This is a genomic window from Acidisoma silvae (assembly GCF_020618775.1).
GTDB classification, from domain to species: Bacteria; Pseudomonadota; Alphaproteobacteria; order Acetobacterales; family Acetobacteraceae; genus Acidisoma; species Acidisoma silvae.
Genome location: NZ_JAESVB010000003.1, coordinates 194,998 through 216,000, shown reverse-complemented (window position 1 = coordinate 216,000; position 21,003 = coordinate 194,998). Strand labels below are relative to the sequence as shown.

19 protein-coding genes are annotated in these 21,003 nt (G+C 63.1%); 9 read left to right on the top strand and 10 right to left on the bottom strand.

Going from position 1 to position 21,003, the window contains the following annotated elements; translation table 11 throughout:
- Positions 1-3: 3 nt before the first annotated feature.
- The 5 genes from ASILVAE211_RS09030 to ASILVAE211_RS09010 form a co-directional block, all read right to left on the bottom strand.
- Positions 4-336 (bottom strand): type II toxin-antitoxin system HicB family antitoxin, encoded by a 333-nt coding sequence (locus tag ASILVAE211_RS09030; protein ID WP_227320978.1) that lies wholly within the window; start codon positions 334-336, stop codon positions 4-6.
- Positions 333-590, bottom strand: a complete 258-nt coding sequence (locus tag ASILVAE211_RS09025) for a type II toxin-antitoxin system HicA family toxin (protein WP_227320977.1) — start codon at positions 588-590, stop codon at positions 333-335. Before ASILVAE211_RS09025 ends, ASILVAE211_RS09030 begins: the two co-directional genes overlap by 4 nt.
- A gap of 39 nt (positions 591-629) precedes the next feature.
- Positions 630-1,697, bottom strand: a complete 1,068-nt coding sequence (locus tag ASILVAE211_RS09020; protein ID WP_227320976.1) for a calcium:proton antiporter — start codon at positions 1,695-1,697, stop codon at positions 630-632.
- An 80-nt stretch (positions 1,698-1,777) separates the two neighbouring features.
- Positions 1,778-2,443: a TetR/AcrR family transcriptional regulator gene (locus tag ASILVAE211_RS09015; RefSeq protein WP_227320975.1), complete on the bottom strand. Its 666-nt coding sequence runs from the start codon at positions 2,441-2,443 to the stop codon at positions 1,778-1,780.
- 113 nt (positions 2,444-2,556) lie between these two features.
- Complete coding sequence (locus tag ASILVAE211_RS09010; RefSeq protein WP_227320974.1) at positions 2,557-3,471, bottom strand: DMT family transporter; 915 nt, start codon at positions 3,469-3,471, stop codon at positions 2,557-2,559.
- Positions 3,472-3,614: 143 nt separating this feature from the next.
- On the opposite strand from ASILVAE211_RS09010, the gene hrcA reads away from it, so the two are divergent.
- Positions 3,615-4,694: a heat-inducible transcriptional repressor HrcA gene (gene hrcA, locus ASILVAE211_RS09005; protein WP_227320973.1), complete on the top strand. Its 1,080-nt coding sequence runs from the start codon at positions 3,615-3,617 to the stop codon at positions 4,692-4,694.
- A gap of 63 nt (positions 4,695-4,757) precedes the next feature.
- On the opposite strand, the gene ASILVAE211_RS09000 is transcribed toward hrcA, so the two are convergent.
- Complete coding sequence (locus tag ASILVAE211_RS09000) at positions 4,758-5,414, bottom strand: glutathione S-transferase family protein (protein WP_227320972.1); 657 nt, start codon at positions 5,412-5,414, stop codon at positions 4,758-4,760.
- Positions 5,415-5,490: 76 nt separating this feature from the next.
- Between ASILVAE211_RS09000 and ASILVAE211_RS08995 the strand changes: the two genes are divergently transcribed.
- Complete coding sequence (locus ASILVAE211_RS08995; protein ID WP_319799547.1) at positions 5,491-6,804, top strand: polyhydroxyalkanoate depolymerase; 1,314 nt, start codon at positions 5,491-5,493, stop codon at positions 6,802-6,804.
- A gap of 97 nt (positions 6,805-6,901) precedes the next feature.
- Here the strand turns inward: ASILVAE211_RS08995 and ASILVAE211_RS08990 are convergent, their stop codons facing one another.
- The 3 genes from ASILVAE211_RS08990 to ASILVAE211_RS08980 form a co-directional block, all read right to left on the bottom strand.
- Complete coding sequence (locus ASILVAE211_RS08990) at positions 6,902-9,427, bottom strand: cellulase family glycosylhydrolase (RefSeq protein WP_227320971.1); 2,526 nt, start codon at positions 9,425-9,427, stop codon at positions 6,902-6,904.
- Positions 9,428-9,526: 99 nt separating this feature from the next.
- A complete protein-coding gene (locus ASILVAE211_RS08985; protein ID WP_227320970.1) occupies positions 9,527-10,489 on the bottom strand; it encodes a LysR family transcriptional regulator in 963 nt (320 codons plus the stop codon).
- Positions 10,490-10,550: 61 nt separating this feature from the next.
- Positions 10,551-11,285, bottom strand: coding sequence for a Crp/Fnr family transcriptional regulator (locus ASILVAE211_RS08980; protein ID WP_227320969.1), 735 nt, complete (start codon positions 11,283-11,285; stop codon positions 10,551-10,553).
- 114 nt (positions 11,286-11,399) lie between these two features.
- Between ASILVAE211_RS08980 and ASILVAE211_RS08975 the strand changes: the two genes are divergently transcribed.
- Together ASILVAE211_RS08975 and ASILVAE211_RS08970 are read left to right on the top strand one after the other, a co-directional pair.
- Entirely contained in the window at positions 11,400-11,852 is a 453-nt protein-coding gene (locus ASILVAE211_RS08975; RefSeq protein ID WP_227320968.1) for a response regulator, read from the top strand.
- Between the two features lie 499 nt (positions 11,853-12,351).
- A complete protein-coding gene (locus tag ASILVAE211_RS08970; protein WP_227320967.1) occupies positions 12,352-13,167 on the top strand; it encodes a calcium-binding protein in 816 nt (271 codons plus the stop codon).
- Positions 13,168-13,394: 227 nt separating this feature from the next.
- On the opposite strand, the gene rsmI is transcribed toward ASILVAE211_RS08970, so the two are convergent.
- The gene (rsmI, locus tag ASILVAE211_RS08965) at positions 13,395-14,333 is read right to left on the bottom strand and encodes a 16S rRNA (cytidine(1402)-2'-O)-methyltransferase (protein WP_227320966.1); all 939 of its coding nucleotides are present in this window, start codon (positions 14,331-14,333) and stop codon (positions 13,395-13,397) included.
- On the opposite strand from rsmI, the gene ASILVAE211_RS08960 reads away from it, so the two are divergent.
- The 5 genes from ASILVAE211_RS08960 (at position 14,315) to dnaJ (ending at position 21,002) form a co-directional block, all read left to right on the top strand.
- Positions 14,315-15,559, top strand: coding sequence for a penicillin-binding protein activator (locus ASILVAE211_RS08960; protein WP_227320965.1), 1,245 nt, complete (start codon positions 14,315-14,317; stop codon positions 15,557-15,559). The two genes, rsmI and ASILVAE211_RS08960, sit on opposite strands and share 19 nt — an antisense overlap.
- A gap of 41 nt (positions 15,560-15,600) precedes the next feature.
- Positions 15,601-16,929: an ATP-binding protein gene (locus tag ASILVAE211_RS08955; protein ID WP_227320964.1), complete on the top strand. Its 1,329-nt coding sequence runs from the start codon at positions 15,601-15,603 to the stop codon at positions 16,927-16,929.
- Between the two features lie 128 nt (positions 16,930-17,057).
- Complete coding sequence (locus ASILVAE211_RS08950; RefSeq protein ID WP_227320963.1) at positions 17,058-17,615, top strand: nucleotide exchange factor GrpE; 558 nt, start codon at positions 17,058-17,060, stop codon at positions 17,613-17,615.
- 162 nt (positions 17,616-17,777) lie between these two features.
- The gene (gene dnaK / locus ASILVAE211_RS08945; RefSeq protein WP_227320962.1) at positions 17,778-19,700 is read left to right on the top strand and encodes a molecular chaperone DnaK; all 1,923 of its coding nucleotides are present in this window, start codon (positions 17,778-17,780) and stop codon (positions 19,698-19,700) included.
- Positions 19,701-19,856: 156 nt separating this feature from the next.
- On the top strand, positions 19,857-21,002 hold the full coding sequence (gene dnaJ, locus ASILVAE211_RS08940; protein WP_227320961.1) for a molecular chaperone DnaJ: 1,146 nt from the start codon (positions 19,857-19,859) through the stop codon (positions 21,000-21,002).
- The last annotated feature ends 1 nt before the right edge of the window (position 21,003 follow it).

Below are 21,003 nucleotides of genomic sequence, written 5' to 3'. Positions count from 1 at the left end.
GGATCAGCTGGTGATTTCATGCGTGATGGCGTCCCGCACCAGATCGTTCAGGCTGACGCCGCGCGCTGAAGCAGTATGGACGGCATCGGCATGCAGGGTCTCGGGGATGCGGACAAGGAATTTGCCGCTGAACGAGCGGTAGGGCTCGATGCCATTCTCGGCACAAACGCTCAGGAACGCCCGAAGCGATGCCCGCCCTTCTTCCATCAGACCCTCGACGCTATCGGCATAAAAGTCCGCGCCGCCATTGAGGCCCAGGAATTCACCCCGAAACTGTCCGGCCTCTTCATCGAACGAAATGACGGCTTTGAGGCCGTCGATCGTCAGGGTGTTCATGGCGGCTTCACTCCATGGCTTTGCAACCAGCGGCGGACCGACGTGACCGCGCCTTTGTCCGTGTCCGGCGTAGGATGCGGGCGATGGAAGACCTGCACTTCGCCGAAAAGGATGACCGCGATGCGTGATCCTTCACGCTCCTGAATCCGGCCGCCCAACTCAATAAACAGAGCCTCGATATCGGCCCAACGAATCGTTCCCGATGTCGGGTGCCGGAAGATCGCCTCCAGCGTTTTGGTGTGACGGCGATGCATTCTAGATCATGATATGATGTATGATATCAATTTTTGGTATCAAGGCACCACTGCAAAAAACAAGAAGACCGCGAAAAGCATCAGGTGGATGGCGCCCTGAAGAATGGAGGTGCGCCCGGTCGCGATGGTCAGCGTGCTGAGCAGCATAGTCAGCGCCAGCATGACCGTCTCTTTCGGGTCGAGCCCGAGCGTCAGCGGCTGATGGAGATAGACGGAGACCGCCGCCACGACAGGGATCGTCAGGCCGATGCTGGCGATGACGGAGCCGAAAGCGAGGTTGAGGCTGGTCTGCAGCCGGTTCAGCCGCGCGGCGCGCACCGCCGCCAGGCTTTCCGGCAGCAGAACGACGGCGGCGATGATGACGCCGACCAGCGATTGCGGCGCCCCGCTATGCTCGACTGCCGCTTCCACCGCTGGCGACAGCGCCTTGGCAAGACCGACGACCGCGACCAGGGAGACGATCAGCAGACCCAGCGCCGCAAGCGTCATCGCGTTGGAGGGCGGCGCCGCGTGACTGTCCTCATCGGCGACTTCGGGCAGGAAATACTCGCGATGGCGGACCGTCTGCACGAAGACGAAGACGCCATACATGACGAGAGAAACGAGGCCGACGAATTCAAGCTGCGAGAAGGTGAAACTCGGTCCCGGCGCCTGCGTGTAATTCGGCAGGATCATGGTCAGGCCGGACAGGGCGATGATCACGGCCAGCGCGCCATTGGCGCCCTGGACGCGGAATTCCTGCTCCCGATGCCAGCTGGCGCCGACCAGAAGGCAAAGGCCGACGACGCCGGCGCAGACGATCATGACGGCCGAAAAGACCGTGTCGCGGGCCAGTGCCGCCTTCTCCGCGCCGCCGCCCAGCATGACGGAGACGATCAGCGCGACCTCGATGATGGTGACGGCAACGGCCAGGACCAGCGTGCCGAAGGGCTCGCCCAGCTTATGGGCGATGACCTCGGCGAAATGCACGCCGGCAAAGACGGCACCGCCCAATGCCAGGACGAAGATCACCAGGATCGGTCCCTCGACCGGAAGGACGGTCTTGGCGATCAGGAGAACCCAGGCGATGAGCGGGCAGGTCCAGCTCCACCACGGTATGGCTTTCACGCGACGCTCTCCCTTGGATCAAGCGTCTAGGAAGCCCGCCCCGAGAGGCCGGTCAACCATCGGGATGATGGCAAGCGCGATTAGCGGGCGAATTCGCGCATGAAGATGCCGATGCTCCAGTCAACCCTTTGCGCCAGTTCGTCCTCGGTCGGCGTGTCGCGCAAAGCGAGCAGCAATTCGGCCCTGAGGCTGGCGAAGGCGAGGTTGAACAGCGTTTCGGTCGCGAGCGTCAGATCGGTGATCTGAAAAGCGCCGCGCTCGATCTGAACGGCGAGCCAGTCGCTCATACCGGTTTTAAGATCGAGGCAGCGGCGGGTGACGGCGTTATTTGCCTTCGGGACACTGGCGACATTGGCCAGTGTCAGCCGCGTCAGACTGATCTGGCGCGGGCTGAGCATGACGCGGCCGAAAGACATCAGCACGCCGCGCAGCGCTTCTGCCACGGGCTCGTCGCCCGGCGTCGGCACAGGCGGCAGCGCTGCCAGCCCTTCCAGCATCAGGGCATCGAAGAGCTCGGTCTTGGAATCGAAGATCTGGTAGATCGTCTTCTTCGACATGCCGGCTGAGGCGGCGATATCGGCCATGGTGGTGGCGATATAGCCCTTGGCCAGAAAAACCTTCTCGGCAGCGGCGATCAGAAGCTGGCGGCGGTCGGCATCGCTGATGAAGCGGGGGATGGGGGCTTTGAACACAACGTCCTCAACCGGCGTCGCGTCCAAAAAGGCATCTCCAAGATAGTCCATCATCGCAACTGCTCCACTTGCCGCTAAGTGATCACGTTTGACCGATCATGACGGTTTGTGGCGCGGTTGTGCCTGTCGATTTTTGGTTCGTTCTGTTGATTTAACCCAATTCTTGCCTAGGCCCTGTGCTGGCGGCCAACGCGCAGCTCGGTCAGTACCACCATGCCGCCGCTGATCAGGATCAGCGCGGCACCCAGGAAGACGCCGACGGCCGGGATATCACCGAAAATCAGATAGCCGAAGACGAAGCTCCACAGCAGGCCGCTGAATTCCATGGGCGCGATGACACTGGCCTGGGCCAGCTTCACCCCTTCGATCAACAGAAGCTGGGCGGCGGTGGAAAGCAGGCCGAGGCCGAGCATCAAAGCAAGCTGGCCCAGGTCGGGCGTTTTCCAGATGAAGGGCATCATCGCCCCACAGCAGATCAGGAACAGCATGGCGATGACGAAAACCTGGTCCCAGCCGCGCAGCTCTTTCGAGACCTGCCGCATCAGGATCATGGCATAGGCCCAGATGACGGCGGCCAGCGCCACGCTGATGGCGGGCAGAAGCGGGCTTGACCCATGCGGGCGTGCCGCCAGCAGAACGCCGACGAAGCCGATGCCGAGCGCCACCCAGCGCATCGGCGTCACACGTTCACCCAGCAGCGGGCCCGCCATCACCGCGATGATCAGCGGGCTCGCGAAATAGATGGTGATCATCTGGGCGAGACCCAGATACCGGCCCGCCGAGTAATAGAGCAGCCAGGCGACGAAGGTCAGCCCCGCGCGCACCAGCAGCTTGTTCCGCATAGGGGAAAACAGGCCACGGGTGACGACACTACGGCCACCGATGGCAAGGCAAAGCACGACGACGGTCAGGCTGCGCATGAACAGAATCTGCGGCGCGTCGAAATGCGCGACCAGGATTTTGACCAGCGCATCATGCAGAGCGAAAGCCGTATAGGAGATCAGAACAAGGATCAGGCCCGTTCCGGTCGAGGACCGTTCGAGCCGGTTCCGCCACGCGGCAATACTCGTCGCGACGCCCATGCCCTGCCCGCCATTCCCTTTGATGCCTCGCGCTTCGAGTTACGCTATGATCAGCATGAAGGACATCTGGCGCGGCACTCTTCTTGTCGCATGGCAGAGGTTCTGAGGGATAGGATGAGGGCCGTCAGGCCCTAAGGAATGCAATGGATCGGCACGGCGTCACGCTTCCCCCCAACCAGCCGGCGGTCCTGCCGCAAGGGCTGGACAGCCGCTCGGCCGCCGTGCTGCGCGAAATCGTCGAGCAATATGTCGAGACCGGCGAGCCCGTGGGTAGCCGCACGCTGTCGCGCCGCCTGCCGCTGACGCTGTCGCCGGCGACGATCCGCAATGTCATGGCCGACCTGACCGATGCCGGGCTGCTCTATGCGCCCCATACCTCGGCCGGGCGCCTGCCGACCGATCGGGGCTTGCGCCTGTTTGTCGACGGCCTGCTGCAATTCGGCGATCTGGCGGAGGAGGAGCGCGACGCGATTGACGCCGCGCTCAGCAGCCATGGACGCAGCTTGCAGGATACGCTGGCCGAAGCCTCCACCCTGCTGTCGGGCCTGTCGGCGGCAGCCGGCCTGGTGCTGGCGCCCAAGGCGGAAGGCGCGCTGAAACATATCGAATTCGTGCCGCTGGCCTCGGGCCGGGCGCTGGTCGTGTTGGTCTCTTCCGAAGGACAGGTCGAGAACCGGGTGATCGACATTCCCATCGGCGTGCCGCCCTCCGCTTTGCAGCAGGCCAGCAACTTCCTCAATGCCCGGCTGGCGGGACAGACTTTGGCCGATTTCCGCACCAATATGTCCGATGAGATCGCCCGCGACCGCAATACGCTGGACGAATTGGCGGCTGGCATCATCGAAGCCGGCCTTGCCACCTGGGGCGGCGAGGGGCGCGGCGGCAATCTGATCGTGCGCGGCCAGGGGCGTTTGCTGGCGGACGTCACCCAGATCGAAAAACTGGCTTCCATCCAGACCCTGTTCGAGCGGCTGGAAGCGCAGGAGACGATGCTGCGCCTGCTGGAACTGGCTGAGACCTCGGACGGCGTCCGCATTTTCATCGGCGCCGAAAGCGGGCTGTTCGGGTCAGCTGGCGTGTCCATGATCGTGGCACCGGCCCGCAACGCCACCAACCGCATCGTCGGCGCCATCGGCGTCATCGGGCCGACGCGGATCAATTACGGTCGGGTTATCCCGGTGGTGGATTACACCGCACGGGTAGTGGGCCGCCTGCTGGGGTAAGGGTTTTGGCTGAAAGCGTTGCGCTACCGGTCTCTTCCGATTGGTGTTAGGCTTGCCGGTCAGCTAGAATTCCACTTCCAGTTCGGTGATTTCTTGGGGCTCTTCCTTCGCGGCAGCCACCCATTGCGCCATATCCGGCCAGGCCATGATGTCCCGGCAATAGCGAGCCGCGCGCGCATCCAGCGCCACGTCATAGGTCAGGAAGCGGGTCACGACAGGTGCATACATGGCGTCGGCGACCGACAGCCTCTCACCGAACAGGTAAGGGCCTTTCCAGGTCTCGAAACAGTCGTGCCAGATCGTCAGGATCCGCTCGATATCCGCCCGCGCCGCCGACCAGATGGTAAATCCGGGCCGGTGCGCATGCAGGTTCATCGGCAAAGACGAGCGCAGAGCCGAAAAACCGGAATGCATCTCACCGCTGATCGCCCGGCAGCGGGTGCGCGCATGCCTGTCCTCCGGAAACATCCCTGCCTGCGGTCGCAATTCGTTCAAATATTCAGCAATGGCCAGCGTGTCCCAGACCGTGATGCCATCATGGATAAGGCTCGGTACTAGGATGGACGAGGACCGCAGCAAAAGTTCGGCCCGTGCGGCGGGGTCGTTCGGATCGACCACCCTTTCATCAAACGGCAGGCCGGAGAGGCGCGCTATCAGCCATCCCCTGAGACACCAGGAGGAATAGTTCTTGCTGCTTATGAGAAGCGTGGCTTCGGCCATGAATGGTGTCCTGTCCCCGAAGGATGGCAATCCACTCTATCAGGGTCTTGGCTTCCAACGGAACGGATGGCTTGGCGTGCCGAATAAAAACCAGCAGTCGATCTTCTATGAGATGGCGAAGCCCGTCGCCGGCCTGCCAGGCTCGGACGTGATGGCGGCCATCGGCACCCCGATGCTGTATCAGATGTATCAGGCCCAGCAGGATATGATGGCGCCGGCCCGCCAGTATTTCCAGTTTTTGACCAATGTTCTGAATCAGTTCGATCTGACCCGGCCCGAGGCGCTACCTCTGCGCCTGGCGGCGGCGGGGGCTGAAAGCCTGTGGCGCACCGCCAAGACGCATGACCGTCCGGCCTATGGCATGAAACCCGTGGTCGTCGGGAACGTGCCGGTCGAAATCACGGAGGAAGTCGTCTTCGAAACGCCTTTCTGTTCCCTGCTGCATTTCCGGAAACAGACTGCCATCCGTCAGCCGCGCGTTCTAGTGGTGGCGCCGATGTCCGGCCATTTCGCGACGCTTTTGCGCAATACCGTGCAAACCATGCTGACCGATCACGACGTCTATATCACCGACTGGAAGAACGCGCGGGATGTGCCGCTGACGGCCGGCACCTTCGGCTTCGAGGATTATACCGATCACGTCATCCAGCAGCTGGAGGCGATCGGGCCGGGCGCGCATGTTCTGGCCGTCTGTCAGCCGGCCGTGCCGGTTCTGGCCGCCGTCTCGGTCATGGCGCGGGAGGGCAATATCGCGACGCCGCGCAGCATGGTGCTGATGGCCGGCCCCATCGACACGCGGCTGAACCCGACCAAGGTCAATGTTCTGGCGCAGGAAAAGCCGATCGAGTGGTTCGACAATTCCGTCATCGGCATCGTGCCCTGGCAGTTCCGGGGTGCCAATCGCCGCGTCTATCCGGGCTTCATGCAATTGAACGCCTTTGTGGCGATGAATTTCGACCGCCATCTGCGGGCCGAGATTCTCCAGGCCCGCAATATCGCGGCGGGGGATGAACCGCGCGCCGATCTGCACCGGAAATTCTATGACGAATATCGCGCGGTGATGGATTTGCCGGCCGAATTCTTTCTGGAGACCGTCAAGCGCATCTTCCAGGATCACGACCTGCCGCTGGGCCGCATGACCCATCGCGGGGAGCGTGTGGACCCATCCGCCATCCGCCGGACGGCGGTGCTGACGGTGGAGGGCGAGCGGGACGATATCTGCGGCATCGGCCAGACGATGTCGGCGCTCGATCTGTGCAGTGGCCTGCCGGCGACGATGAAGCAGCATCATCTGCAAACCGGCGTCGGCCATTACGGTGTCTTCAGCGGCAGCCATTGGGCGCGGGAGATTTACCCCAAGGTCCGTGCCGTGATCGAACAGAGCAATTGAGCAAGTCGCCTGTTCGCAAGAATGGGTTAATGATTGCTTTATCATCCCCGGATTTATTCCGGGGATGATAAATAAAGAAGGTCGGCTGGTGCCTTCCTTAGCTGACCTTATACAAAACGGCCGTCAAAGGGTCGCTGGACGAACCGCTGGCCTGGAAACCGGCCGTGACCAGGCCGCCCGCCGCGATATCGGCATTATAGCTGGCATTGCCGACCAGATAGGTATTGCCGATATGAGAGACGATCACCGCATTCCAGAGATTGGTGATGGTGCTGGGCGTTGTTATTTCAACTTCCCAGGACGAGACGCCTTGGCTGCCGCTATTGCCCACCGTCAAACTATCCAGAAAGCCGCCGGTCCAGCTTTGCGTGGTATGGGCGATAACGCTGACGGCGGGTAGCGGCGTTGATCCGCCGCTGCCGACAGCCGTGCCCGATCCGCCGCCCGTACCCGCTGATGTGCCGGTCGATCCCGCGCCGGTGGAGCTTGTCACCGCCGGAACCAAAGTCGCCGTCGCCTGCGTGGTCGCAAGCGTCGCGCCGGATGGCGTCGATAGATCAAGCATGAAGGTGAGCTGCGAGGTGACGGCGTGGGTGCCGAGCAGCGTGGCGCTGACGATCTCGGCGGTTTCGCCGGGCTGGAAGGTCAGCGTGCCAGATTCCGCGACATAGTCCGTGCCCGCTTTCGCAGTGCCGTCCACGGTCTGGTAATGCACGGTCACCGGGCCGGCGGAGGCCGAGGAAAGCTTGACCTGAAAATCCACCGTCAGCGGGCTGACGCTGGTGCCGGTGCCGGAATGATACAGCGCCGGGGTGATGGCATTCATCTTGGTGGTGTCGACCGTTGCCCAGTCATTTTCCAGGATGCCGCCGGTATCGCCCGATGTCGGGTTCCAGTCCCAATAGGCCCAGCTGATTCCCTGTGCGCCGCCGACCCCGCCCGGTGCGTCGATGTAATTGACCAGGGAGTGGATCCATTCCTGGTCGCTGGTCGATTGCAGGGTGGAGCCGAATTCGCCCAGGAACACCGGGGCGATGCCGTCCTTATAGATATAGCCCCAATACTGGTCCCAGACCGAGGTCAGGTTGTTCGGGTAATTGGCGGCATTGAACCAGGATTGGTCATAGACGGAAGCGGGATAGTCATGCGGCGAATAGACCAGCTTGCCCGGGTCCGTGAGCGTGATGGGGTGGCTGGCCACGCCCATCAGATTGCCGCCCCACCAGGTGCTTTGGCCGCTATAGGTCTGAATGCCTTCGACCATGATCAGCCAGTTGGGATTGACCGCCTGGATGGCGTCACCCGCTTGCGTCGCGGCGGCGGCCCAGTCATTGGCACTGCCGTCGCCCCAGGTGGCGGCACCATGCGGTTCATCCAGCAGATCGGCGCCGATGACGGCGCTATTGCCGGCGTAATGCTGCGCCAGCATCTGCCAGGTCGAAATCCATTGCGCAGCCGTATAGCCGTTGTCGTACCACAGGCCGTTATCGTTGGGGCCGGACCCGGCGGCGCTGCGATGATCGTCAAGAATGATCTTAAGGCCGATCTGGTTCGCATAGGCGACGATTTTGTCCATGATGCCCAGGCCGTTCAGCCCGGCCAGATCGGGATTGAGCGTGTAGTTGATGCCGCTCGGCGTGCTGCTGCTGGCGAATAATTGCAGCGAAAAGGGCAGGCGAATGGCATTGAAGCCGAGCTGAACCATCTGGTTCATCATCGTCTTGTAGTTCTGAATCCACAGCCCCTGCGGCGCGTAGGAATTCGTCTCGAACCCATACCAGTTGATGGCGGCGAGTTTCACGGCGGTGCCGGTGGCAGAGACGATCTGATTGCCGCTGGTGCTGAGATAGCCGCTGGGCAGCAGCGTGCCGCCGCTGCCGGTCGATGCCGTGCTTTCCTGCACGGTGACATTGGCCGCCGTTATCTGCGGCAGAACGACGGGCGCCGGGTCGATGATGGTGCCGGTGGCGGATGTCGTGGCCAGGGTGGCGCCGCTGGGTGACGAGAGTTGCAGCGTATAGGCCTTGCTGCCGGTCGTGCCCGGTTTCGTCTGGACTGTGACGCTCGCCTGGGTTTTGCCGGCGGCGATAGTGACCGTTCCGCTGGCGGCAGTGTAATCCACCCCGGCCTTGGCCGTGCCGTCGACCGTTTTATAGGCGACGGTGACAGGTGTGGCGGACGCCGCCGACAGCGTCAGCGTGAAGGTTTCAGGCGTGCTGGCGGCCGATGTTTCCGTGACGCTCGCATTGGCGGGCGTGATAACCGGCAGGACGGGCGCCGTGCTGGTGGAGATGCTGCGCCCGTTGAAGACATAGCGTGTCGGCAGCACGGGATTGCCGCCATCGGCCTGGAAGCCGAGGGTCACGGACTGTCCGGCCGCGATGGTGCTGTTATAGGCCATATTGGACAGCACATAGCTATTGCCGGAATGGCTGGCGATCTGGGCGTTCCAGATATTGGTGATGGCATTGGCCAGCGTGAAGCCGATCGTCCAATTGCTGATGGCGGTGCCGGACGTATTGGTAATGGTGATGCCGCCGGTAAAACCGCTGCCCCAGTCGCTGGTATCGGCGAAGCTGACGGTCAGGCCGGGCGTGGTGACTGTGGTGGTCGGCGATGTCATGGGACAAGCCCCTCAATGCCTGCGGGAACAAGAAAGGTTCTGCATGGCAATGAAAAGCATAGCAGGGCAATTGAACTTCCTGCAGCAGCCTGCTGACGGTCAGGCCGGCGCTTGATTGGCCTCGATCAGCGTCCGGCGCAGCCAGGCGAGCCCGGCATCCTGATCGGTGCGGTTGTGCCAGATGATCTCGACATCGACCTCTTCCGGTGCCAGCAGCGGCCCGAGATAGACAAGTCCGCCATCGGCCGTCGCCCAGTCAGCCAACCGGCGCGGCAGGGTCGCGACCAGGTCCGTATCCCGCAGCAGGAACGGTATGCTGGTGAAATGGGGCACGCTGAGCGCGACGCGGGCGGCATTGCTCGCGTCCTCGCGCGAATGCAGCACCAGACGCTCCATCCAGACGCGGCGGATCATGCCGCGATCGTCAAAGAACCCGTCCCCACGCCCATCGGCCTCACCTGTCAGATCGACGACGACATGCGGGAAGGCGGCGGCTCGGGCAAAGGTCGGCACGCCCTCCGTTAAAGGATGGCCGGCGCGCACCACAAGGCCGCCACTGTCCCGTACCAGCAGCTGGCGGCTGAGATCGGGTGGCAAATGGTCGAACCATCCAATGACGAGATCGACCGCACCGGTATTGAGCAGCCGTCCGACATCGGTGCGATTCACCGGCATGACGCGCAGGTCGATCAACGGGGCTTCTCGCAGCAAGCGCCGCATCAGGGGTGGCAGTAGAAAAGCCGTGGCATAATCGCCCGCCGCGATGCGGAAGGTGCGGATGGAATCGGACGGCAGGAAAGGCTCCGCGTCCAGCGTGCGGGCAAGCAGGGAAAGCCCATCCTGAATGCCGCCGGCGAGCGCCAGGGCGCGGGGCGTCGGCGTCATGCCCTGATCGTCCCGGATAAAAAGATCGTCCTTCAGTGCCAGGCGCAGCCGTGCCAGAGCATGGCTGACGGCGGAGGGCGACAGCGCCAGGGATTCCGCCGCCTGGGTAACACTGCGGAAGCGCATGACCGCGTCGAAAACGTTCAGGAGGTTGAGATCGACCTGGCGCAGGCGCATGCGAGGCGCTTTCCATCGGTGCGTGACGCGCCTGTCCTAACCTAACCGCGGAAGACTGCAACTAATCCGCTGGATAGACGCCGTGCATGACCGTGTCGAAGTGATTTTCGATGGCCGTGGTGCAATGGCAGGAGAGAGCGCTCAGGCCGCTTTCATTGGCCACCACGAAGACGCCGCGACGGGTCTCGATATAGCCTTCGGCGCGCAGTTTCGACACGGTGCGGGTGACGAAGGTACGGCCGACGCCCAGAAGCTCGGCCAGCTGCTCCTGTGTCATTTCGAATTCGCGCTCGCCCGTACGCCGCAAGGCGGCCAGAAGCCATTTCGCGGCGCGCTGGTTGATGGTGTGCTTGGCATTGCAGGCGGCGGTTTGAAACACCTGGGCCAGAAGACAGTCCGAATAGCGTGAAAACCAGTGCCGCAGGTGGATCGAGTCGATCTTGGCGTGTTCCAGTGCCGAGGTTTTGATGCGCAGGAATTTGCCGGAATTACGCACGGTCGCGGTAGCAAAGGACGGCAGGCTGCCGTTGGAGACGATTCCGCCGACCGCACCTTCGCGGCCGATGAGCGCCACCTCGACCGCGTCGTTGGTGGCGCTGGTGCTGACCATAAAGGACGCGAGGGCGGAGTTGCAGGGAAACCAGGTTTCCGTCACGGGCTCGCTTGCCCGTTGCAGCACATCCCCCGCTTTCAGATCGAAGATCATCATATGGGGCGTCAGCCGATCCCGGTCATTGTCCCGCAAGGTCGAAAGCAGGCCATTGCCGGTCAGCTCCTGCGGTGTCGGCGTCGCCATGCGCATCTCTCCTATTACTTTGGTCGAACCGTCTACAAGTGGACCGACGCCCTGCGGCTTCTATGTTACTCGTGAACACAAGTGGTTGAAGTTCATGAGGAAACCAGTGCCTGTGTGCCCCAAAATACCGTGTACGCCCGCGCGCTGGGGCAGTTTTTCGTCGTGACCGCGCAGAAGATGCCGCCCATGCTTGAGGGGCAGTCCGTCCTTGTCGTCGAGGATCAGGTGTTGATCGCGCTCGATATGGAAGACATGCTGCACGACCTCGGCGCCGGGGAATGCTGGATGGTCTCCGGCGTTGCCGAGGCAACGCGCCTCATCGCGATGAAAACGCCCGATCTGGCACTGCTCGACTTCAATCTGGGTCATGAGACATCGGAGGCGGTCGCCGACAGGCTGATGGCACTCGCGGTGCCTTTCGTCTTTGTGACCGGCTATGGGGACGGGCTGGCCATCGCGGATCGGTTCCGGCATGTGCCGATCGTCGGCAAGCCGGTGACGAAGCTGACGCTCGCAGAAAAAATCAAAATCGCCCAGGGCCAAGCGTCGTTATGTCGCCGGCAGTAAAGTGATAAAACAACCTAATCTTCGCCCTGGCCGCATACCAGGCTGATATTTTTGCCTCTTCAGAAGAGGCGGCGCCCGCGCAATGCGGCGGGCCGCGTGACGTGATTCACACAACAAATCTTTGGTCTTTGCATCAAAAATCGGTGCCAGCGCTCGAATATGGCAAGGATTACTTTGTCTGTTGTGCGTAAAGCTTGCCTGATGCAAGCAAAGGTCCATGACACGAAACTGTCACCGTCTGGATCGGGGCTAAGGCACGCCCGGACAAAGATTGCGTCAGCCATCAATTTTTTGACGGATAGTGGGCAAAATCCTTTGACACCAAAATCTTTATGTCAAAAGTACTAATACTTTCTGTTGCAACGCGGTATTTTATCCTCTAGGTCCGTTATCGCAATATATTGCTACATTTTTTCGAACGTGTTCGAAACATGATTATTATGACTCAGATAATTCTGACAAATTTAAATTAGCAAATATATAACTGAGGAGTTGTGAGATGGGTGAATCTACCGTCATTGGTGGAACGGTATCCTATAACTTTATTCCTGGAACGATCAGTCAGGTTTTTGACTTTGCGTCCAACGATATCCTTGTGGGCGGTGCCGGGTCGGCGACCTATCTTCTCGCCGGCAATACGACCCTGCTGTTGAACGGAGGTTCAGGCAGCAGCACCGTTCTGGCGGAGGGCAACGATTCCATCATCGGTGGTTCCGGCAAGGTTGTGGTAGACGGCGGCGCCGGGTCACTGTTCTTCACCGGGGGTACCGGCAATGCCGTGGTGCAGGCCGGTGCGGGAAGTGCCACCCTGTTCGGCGGATCCGGTCACGGGACGACAACTTTTTCGGCGGGCTCCGGCAATGCGACCCTGGTCGGTGGTGCCGGTGCCACGCTTCTGGTCGGTGGATCGGGAACGACCGCCGCCTATGCCGGCACAGGGCCGACCACGGTCGTCGGCGGCAGCGGCAAGATTAGCTTCGACGGCAGTGCAAGCTCCCAATCTGAACAGTTCTTCACCGGGTCCGGCACGGCGGCTGCGACGATTGGGGCCGGCAGCGCGACCATCTTCGGCGGCAGCGGCGCTTCCACCATCTCGGCCGGCAGCGGCAAGGAGATCTTCGACTTCATCGCGGGTCATGCCGGTGGAACGGAGGTCGTTCAGGGCTTCAGTTCCTGCCATGATAAGATCGAGTTCACCGGCTATGGCAGCACGATACCGGTCGCCTCTGAGACTTTAACGAAAGGTGGTGACGTCATTACGCTGACGGACGGCACGAAGATCACGCTGACTGGGCTGGATCACAAACTTTTCTGATTGCGATGACGTGCTTTATTTGAGTGAAACGGCTTTCGCAAAATCCAAAGGGATTTACAAAAGATTTCGTCATTCCCGGGCTTGTCTCGGGGATCCAGTCGCAGCGGTATCAATACGCCTGGATGCCCGGCATAAAGCCGGGCATGACGAAAAGAGCTGTTCTGGCTGGACAGAAAACGATCTAGCGCGGATTCCCACACACTTGATAGATCATCTTTGATTTAAAATCAGCTTTCGGTCTCGCCGGACAGCGCCAAGGCCCGGGCATAGACCTGTCGGCGGGGCAGGCCGGTCTCGGCCGCGACCTGGGCAACGGCTTCTTTCAACCGGGTGCGGCTAAGCTCGGCGCGCAGTCGCGCGTCGAGATCGAATTCGGGCTCGTCCGCGTCGGGGTCGAGCGGGCCGAGCACGACGCAGATTTCCCCGCGCGGTGGATTGGCCTCGACCCCGGCGATGAGGGTGGAGAGCGGACCGCGCCGCACCTCCTCGAAATGCTTCGTCAACTCGCGCGCCAGCGCCGCCGGACGGTCGCCGAAGACGGTCTGAAGGTCGGCCAGCATCTCGGCCACCCGATGCGGGCTTTCGTACCAGATCATGCTGGCCGAGAGGCCGGCGGTCTCGGCTGCGCGCAAGGCAGCGAAGGCCGTACGGCGCGCGGCACCGCGCGGCGGCGGAAAGCCCAGAAACAGATAAGGGTGCGGCGGCAGGCCTGACAGCGTCAGTGCCGTCACCGCCGCATTGGGGCCGGGCAGTGCCGTGACGCCCAGGCCTGCGGCGACAGCCGCGCGGACCAGCCGGAAGCCGGGGTCGGACATCAGTGGCGTCCCGGCATCGCTGACGAGGGCGAATTTGCGGCCGTTCCGCATCGCTTCCAGCAGGTGCGGTGTCAGGCTTTCCTCGTTATGATCGTGAAAACTCTCCAGCTTTGCTTTCAGTCCCAAGGCAAAGAGGAGGCGTTGCGTGACACGGCTATCTTCACAAAGCACAATATCGGCCAATCTCAAGGCCGATATCGCGCGACTTGTCACATCCCCCAGGTTGCCGATCGGTGTAGAAACCAGCACAAGCTGGGCAGGGCTGCCGTTCACGCTCGGCCAGACGCCAAGGGCGGGCTGAACCGGCTCCTGCTCCGACGGAGGATTTTGAAGTGCGTCTAGCTCCGGCATCTGCTCTCCTCGCGGCCCTCGGTCTCGCGGGCTGCGCTGTACCTTACGGGTCTCCCAGCATGGGCGCTGGCCCCGGCGCGCCGCAAGGTCTGACCGGCGGCGGTGCAGCTGCGCTGCCAGCGCCGGCGGGCAGCCGTGTCGCCATATTGGCCCCGATCACCGGCCCCTATGCGGGGATCGCGACCGAACTCGTCAATGCCGCCAAGCTCGGCCTGGGCGCGACGGGTGGCAGTGGACTGGACGTGCTCGATACCGGCGGCACACCGCAAGGTGCCGTGGCGGCTGCGCAGAAGGCGATTGCCGACGGTGCCGGCGTCATCATCGGGCCGCTGACCAATTCGGAAGCCGCCGCCGTCGCCGGTGTCACCGGTCCGGCTCATGTCGATGTGCTGGCTTTGACCTCGGATTCTTCGGTCGCCCGCCCAGGCCTGTGGGCGCTGGGCATCACCCCGGCCGAACAGGTGCGGGCGCTGACCCAGGCCGCGAGCGCACAGGGCCACGGTCAGGTCGCAGCCCTGCTGCCCGAAAATCCGCTGGGCGACGCCATGGCCCGCGCTCTGCAAAATGCGGGCGGCAATGGCCAGGTGCAAACCTATTCCAGCTTTTCCTCGATGAATTCCGCCCTGCGCAGCCTGTCGGACTATGCCGGCCGTCGTGGACCGATCGATGCGCAGATCAAGAGCCTGCGCGGGTCGCATACGGTGGAAGGCCGACGCGAGGCCGCGAAACTGGCCCGCACCCCTATTCCGCCGCCGCCCTTCCAGGCGTTGCTGGTGGCCGAAACCGGCAGCGGCCTGGGTGAGTTGGCGTCGCTCATGCCCTATTACGACGTCAATCCCGGCCCGGTTCTGGTGCTGGGGCCGGGCCTTTGGGCGGCCAATCCGGCTGCCGTCGCTGCCGCCGGCTTCCGGGGCGCGCTTTACGCGGCGCCCGATCCGGCCGTGGGGGCCAGCTTCCAGTCCAGCTATGCCCAGGCCTATGGCGGTGCGCCCTCGGGCATTGCGGCCATCGCCTTCGATGCCGGTGCCATCGCCCGTGTGACGACGCAGAACGGACAGATCGATCAGGCGGCGCTGACCAATCCCTCGGGCTTCGCCGGGGCGGATGGGCTGGTGGCTTTGGGTGCGGATGGGTCGGTCAAGCGCGGCCTGGCGGTGTTCCAGGTGTCCCAGGATGGCGCGCAGATCGTGCAGCCGGCGCCCAAATCCTTCGCCTCCGGAAGCTGATCCACCCTTCATGACCACCCGCGTCGCCAGAGTATCGCATCATGGATAACCCGCGGGTGCCCGGCCTTGGCCGGTGGATGCTCCTGATTCTGGCGGTGCCGGTTCTGGGCCAGATCCTGATGGTTCTGGCCGGCACCGCGCCGCTCGACATCGTGCTGGTCCTGATTGTCGTGGAAATGCTGGCGGCGATGGTCGTCGCCTTCCTGTGGCGGCAGGATTTGGAGCGGCTGCGCCGGGTGGTGACGGGAGAGCCGACCGATCCGCCGCGCCTGCCGGAGATCGAGCGGGTTGGCACCTTTCTGGGCCAGGCTGTCATCAGGACGCGCGAACGCCTGGTCTGGCTGGAAGGCCAGTTGGACGCAGAGCGCGCGATCATCGAACATCTGCCCGAACCGCTGCTGCTGGTGACGGCGGACGGGACGGTACAGCGCACCAACGAGGCCGCGCGGCAAACGGTCGGCGATGATACGGCCGCCGTGCTGCGCCACCCGCTGCTGCGGGGCGCCATCGACCGTGCGTTGGCGACCAATACGCCGCAGGCCGCCGATCTGCTGTTCGCCGCGCCCGTCACGCGGGAAATCCATGCCATGGTCACGCCGCTCGACGGCGGCCTGTATGAGGAGCGTCACGTCTCGGTCCTGCTCGTCGATCACACGCGGGAGCGGGCGGTGGAGCGCATGCGGGCCGATTTCGTGGCCAATGCCAGCCACGAGTTGCGGACGCCGCTGGCCAGCCTGATGGGCTTCGTCGAAACTCTGCAGGGGCCGGCCAAGGACGACCTGCCGGCCCGCGAGCGGTTTCTGGACATCATGGCCCAGCAGGCCGCGCGCATGAACCGGCTGATCGACGACCTGCTCAGCCTGTCGCGGATCGAGCTGTCCGAGCATCAGCCGCCGCAGGGTAAGATCCTGTTCAGCGACCTGGTGGAGCGGACCTTGGCCGCCTTCGAGCCGCGCATCGTCGCGCGCGGGGTGCGGCTGGATCTGCGCCTGGCCGATCTGCCGCCGGTGCCGGGCGACGTCGACCAGATGGCCCAGGTGCTCAGCAATCTGTTCGATAATGCGCTGAAATACGGGCGCGAAAGCGGCTGCATCACGCTGACCGTCGAGGCTGTCTCCGGCATGCCCTGGCCGATCCGCCCCGGCGTCGTCATGGCCGTCGCCGATGACGGCGCGGGCATCCCCAAAGCCCACCTGCCGCGCCTGACCGAACGTTTCTACCGTGTGGACAAAGGCCGCTCGCGCGCGGTCGGCGGCACCGGACTTGGCTTGGCTATCGTCAAGCATATCGTGAACCGCCATCGCGGCCAGTTGACCATTACCAGCGAAGAAGGCCAGGGCACCCGTTTCAGCGTCTGGCTGCCGCGATGACGGCTTTCCGTCACGCGGTGGTCTGATGCGAGACGGTTGACGAAATTCGCGCCATGCGTATCTGGCAGATCGCAATTTCGTGTATCCGGCGCTTGCACGGTGCCTTTCTCAAACCTAAGTCAGGGCCCATGACCGAAACTGAAAATCCCAATACCAATCCGGCTGAAGAGCCCATCGACCTTCCCGCCGCCGAACTCTCGATCGAGGACCGGCTGGCGACGCTGGAAGCCGAGCGTGACGAGATGCGCAACAACTGGATGCGGGCTGAGGCCGAAATGGCCAATCTGCGTGCCCGCACCAAGCGCGAGGTCGAAGACGCGCGGCTTTTCGCCGTGCAGAAATTTGCCAAGGACGTTGTGGAAGTTGCCGAAAATCTGAAGCGCGGCCTGACCAGCCTGCCGCCGCGTGCCGAGGGCGAGGCCGAGATCATCGGCAAGCTGCGGGACGGTTTCGAAGGCATCGAGCGCAGCTTCGTGGCGACCCTGGAGCGCAACGGCGTGCAGACGGATGACCCGACCGGCAAGCTGTTCGACCCCAATCTGCATCAGGCCATGAGCGAGCTGGAAACGGTCGAGCATCCGCCCGCCACCGTCGTCCAGGCCTGGACTCAAGCCTGGACCCTGAACGGGCGCCTGCTGCGTCCGGCCATGGTGGTCGTGGCTAAGGCGCCGGCTGAGCAGGCCTGAGGCCAATCTTGCGCGAGTCGGTGGGATTCGGCGGCAATGCCCAAAATTTGGGCAATGCCGTCTTGTCTTGGCAAAGTCGCGAAGCTATCTAGGTTAAAGTTGTTCCCAAGGGGGGCTCCGATGCTTCGGGTCGGCCGCCCCCGCTTATAAAGGAGACTAAGCATGAGCAAGGTCATCGGTATCGACCTCGGCACAACCAATTCCTGCGTCGCGATCATGGAGGGCAAGGATGTCCGCGTGATCGAGAATAGCGAAGGCGCCCGCACGACGCCGTCCATGGTCGCCATCACCGAAAGCGGTGAGCGTCTGGTCGGCCAGGCCGCGAAGCGCCAGGCGGTCACCAACCCGTCCAATACCCTTTATGCCGTGAAGCGCCTGATCGGCCGCCGCTTCCAGGATCCGCTGGTCTCGAAGGACAAGGGGCTGGTGCCCTATGCCATCGTCCAGGGCGACAATGGCGACGCCTGGGTGGAAGCCCGTGGCGAGAAATACGCGCCGAGCCAGGTTTCGGCCTTCATTCTCACCAAGATGAAGGAAACGGCGGAAGCCTATCTGGGTGAGACCGTCAGCCAGGCCGTGATCACCGTTCCGGCCTACTTCAATGACGCCCAGCGCCAGGCAACCAAGGATGCCGGCCGCATCGCCGGTCTTGAAGTCCTGCGCATCATCAACGAGCCGACTGCGGCCGCGCTCGCCTATGGCATGGACAAGAAGTCCGCTGGCACCATCGCGGTCTATGACCTGGGCGGCGGCACCTTCGACGTTTCCGTCCTCGAAATCGGCGACGGCGTCTTCGAAGTGAAGAGCACCAACGGCGACACCTTCCTGGGTGGTGAGGATTTCGACATCCGCATCATCGACTATCTGGCCGACGAGTTCCGCAAGGAAAACGGCATCGACCTCCGCAAGGACAAGCTGGCTCTGCAGCGTCTGAAGGAAGCGGCCGAAAAGGCGAAGATCGAGCTTTCCTCCGCGAAAGAGACCGAGATCAACCTGCCCTTCATCACGGCCGATGCCTCAGGCCCGAAGCATCTCGTGCTGAAGCTGTCCCGCGCGAAGCTGGAAAGCCTGGTCGATGACCTGATCCAGCGCACCCTGGAACCCTGCCGCGCCGCGCTGAAGGATGCCGGCGTGACGGCGGGCGAAGTCGACGAAGTGATCCTGGTCGGCGGCATGACCCGCATGCCCAAGGTCATCGAAGCCGTGAAGCAATTCTTCGGCAAGGATCCGGCCCGCAATGTGAACCCGGACGAAGTGGTCGCCATCGGCGCCGCCGTGCAGGGCGCCGTGCTGCGCGGTGACGTGAAGGACGTGCTGCTGCTGGACGTGACGCCGCTGTCGCTGGGCATCGAGACGCTGGGTGGCGTCTTCACCCGCCTAATCGACCGCAACACCACGATCCCGACCAAGAAGAGCCAGACCTTCTCGACCGCCGAAGACAACCAGACCGCCGTGACCATCAAGGTCTATCAGGGCGAGCGCGAGATGGCGGCTGATAATAAGGCGCTGGGCCAGTTCGACCTGGTCGGTCTGCCGCCCGCACCGCGCGGCGTGCCGCAGGTGGAAGTGACCTTCGACATCGACGCCAACGGCATCGTGTCGGTCTCGGCCAAAGACAAGGCGACCGGCAAGGAGCAGCAGATCCGCATCCAGGCCTCGGGCGGCCTGTCGGATGCCGATATCCAGAACATGGTGCGTGAGGCGGAAGCCAATGCGGCGACCGATAAGGAACGTCGCGCTTTCGTCGAAAACCGCAACCAGCTTGAAGGCCTGGTCCACCAGACTGAGAAGACCCTGTCGGAAGGCGGAGACAAGATCTCGGCCCAGGATAAGGGCGAAGCGGAATCCGCGATCGCGGCGGCCCGCACGGCGCTGGAAGGTACCGATGCGGCGGCTCTGGCCGCAGCCAGCGAGCGTCTGACCCAGGTCGCGATGCGTGTCGGCGAGGCGATGTACAAGGCGCAGTCCGAAGCCGGCGCTGCACCGGGCGGCGAAGCGCCGGGTGGTGCCAGCACAGGCCCGAACGGCGAACATGTCGTGGACGCCGAGTTCGAGGAAATCGACGACAAGAAAAAGTCGTCCTGATCCGGGCTTTTTCCGGATTAGCATCTCTGTGACGTGAGAGACGCCTGCGCTTCATCCGAGGCGCAGGCGTCTTCCTTGCATGGGGGTTGGTTGGATAAGCGGCTCGCTGACAAGCAGAAGGCGCCGCTGCGGCCGGTAAAGGGCTGAGGGCATTCTATGGCGAAGAACGACTATTACACGACCTTGGGCGCGGCGCGCGACGCGAGCGCGGACGACCTCAAAAAGGCTTATCGCAAGCTGGCGATGCAGTTTCACCCGGATCGCAATCCGGGCGACAAGGCGGCCGAGGCCAAGTTCAAGGAAGTGAACGAGGCCTACGAGATCCTGAAGGACGAGCAGAAGCGTGCGGCCTATGACCGCTACGGCCATGCTGCCTTCGAGAATGGCGGTGCGGGTGCCGGTGGCTTCGACTTCTCCCAGGCCGGTGGCCTTGGCGATATCTTCGACCAGATGTTCGGCGACTTCATGGGCCGGCGGGGCGGCGGTGGCGGCGGTCGCGCCACGCGGGTCGGCGGCGATATTCGCGCCAATATCGAAATCGATCTGTCGGAAGCCTATTTCGGCACCAAATCGACGATCAAGGTTCAGACCCGGGTCAATTGCGATGCCTGCGACGGCACCGGCTCGGAAGCCAAGGACCGTGCAGCCAGCGATACCTGCTCGACCTGCGGTGGCATGGGCAAGGTTCGGGCGCAGCAGGGTTTCTTTCTGGTCGAGCGCAGCTGCCCGACCTGCGGCGGGTCGGGGCGCGTTATCCGCAATCCCTGCCGCGTCTGCCATGGTCAGGCGACTGTGGCACGCGAGCGCAGCTTGCAGATCACCGTGCCGTCCGGCGTGGAAGACGGCACACGGATTCGTCTGACCGGCGAGGGCGAGGCGGCAGGCGCCGGCGGCCAGCCGGGAGATCTGTATGTCCATATCTCCATCCGTCCGCATGCCATCTTCCAGCGCGACGGCGCCACCATTCTATGCCGCGTGCCGCTGCGCATTTCTCAGGCGGCGCTGGGCGGGGAAATCGAGGTGCCGGTCATCGACGGGTCGCGCGCCAAGGTGAAAATCCCAGCCGGTACGCAATCGGGCGAGCAGTTCCGCCTGCGCAGCAAGGGCTTCTCCGTTCTGCGCAGCGCGGCGCGGGGCGATATGTATATCCAGGTTGCGGTCGAGACGCCGCAGCATCTCACGCGCCGCCAGCGCGAGCTGCTGGAGGAATTCGAGCAGGAAGCGACCCAGCACGCCAAAGGCAGCCCTGAGGCGGAGGGCTTCTTCGCCAAGGTGCGCGAGTTCTTCGACGGCAAAAGCTGAA

Coding starts and splice junctions, on each gene's coding strand:
- ASILVAE211_RS09030 (WP_227320978.1), bottom strand. CDS start 336: ATGAACACCCTGACGATCGACGGCCTCAAAGCCGTCATTTCGTTCGAT.
- ASILVAE211_RS09025 (WP_227320977.1), bottom strand. CDS start 590: ATGCATCGCCGTCACACCAAAACGCTGGAGGCGATCTTCCGGCACCCG.
- ASILVAE211_RS09015 (WP_227320975.1), bottom strand. CDS start 2,443: ATGATGGACTATCTTGGAGATGCCTTTTTGGACGCGACGCCGGTTGAG.
- ASILVAE211_RS09010 (WP_227320974.1), bottom strand. CDS start 3,471: ATGGGCGTCGCGACGAGTATTGCCGCGTGGCGGAACCGGCTCGAACGG.
- hrcA (WP_227320973.1), top strand. CDS start 3,615: ATGGATCGGCACGGCGTCACGCTTCCCCCCAACCAGCCGGCGGTCCTG.
- ASILVAE211_RS09000 (WP_227320972.1), bottom strand. CDS start 5,414: ATGGCCGAAGCCACGCTTCTCATAAGCAGCAAGAACTATTCCTCCTGG.
- ASILVAE211_RS08990 (WP_227320971.1), bottom strand. CDS start 9,427: ATGACATCGCCGACCACCACAGTCACCACGCCCGGCCTGACCGTCAGC.
- ASILVAE211_RS08985 (WP_227320970.1), bottom strand. CDS start 10,489: ATGCGCCTGCGCCAGGTCGATCTCAACCTCCTGAACGTTTTCGACGCG.
- ASILVAE211_RS08980 (WP_227320969.1), bottom strand. CDS start 11,285: ATGGCGACGCCGACACCGCAGGAGCTGACCGGCAATGGCCTGCTTTCG.
- ASILVAE211_RS08970 (WP_227320967.1), top strand. CDS start 12,352: ATGGGTGAATCTACCGTCATTGGTGGAACGGTATCCTATAACTTTATT.
- rsmI (WP_227320966.1), bottom strand. CDS start 14,333: ATGCCGGAGCTAGACGCACTTCAAAATCCTCCGTCGGAGCAGGAGCCG.
- ASILVAE211_RS08955 (WP_227320964.1), top strand. CDS start 15,601: ATGGATAACCCGCGGGTGCCCGGCCTTGGCCGGTGGATGCTCCTGATT.
- ASILVAE211_RS08950 (WP_227320963.1), top strand. CDS start 17,058: ATGACCGAAACTGAAAATCCCAATACCAATCCGGCTGAAGAGCCCATC.
- dnaK (WP_227320962.1), top strand. CDS start 17,778: ATGAGCAAGGTCATCGGTATCGACCTCGGCACAACCAATTCCTGCGTC.
- dnaJ (WP_227320961.1), top strand. CDS start 19,857: ATGGCGAAGAACGACTATTACACGACCTTGGGCGCGGCGCGCGACGCG.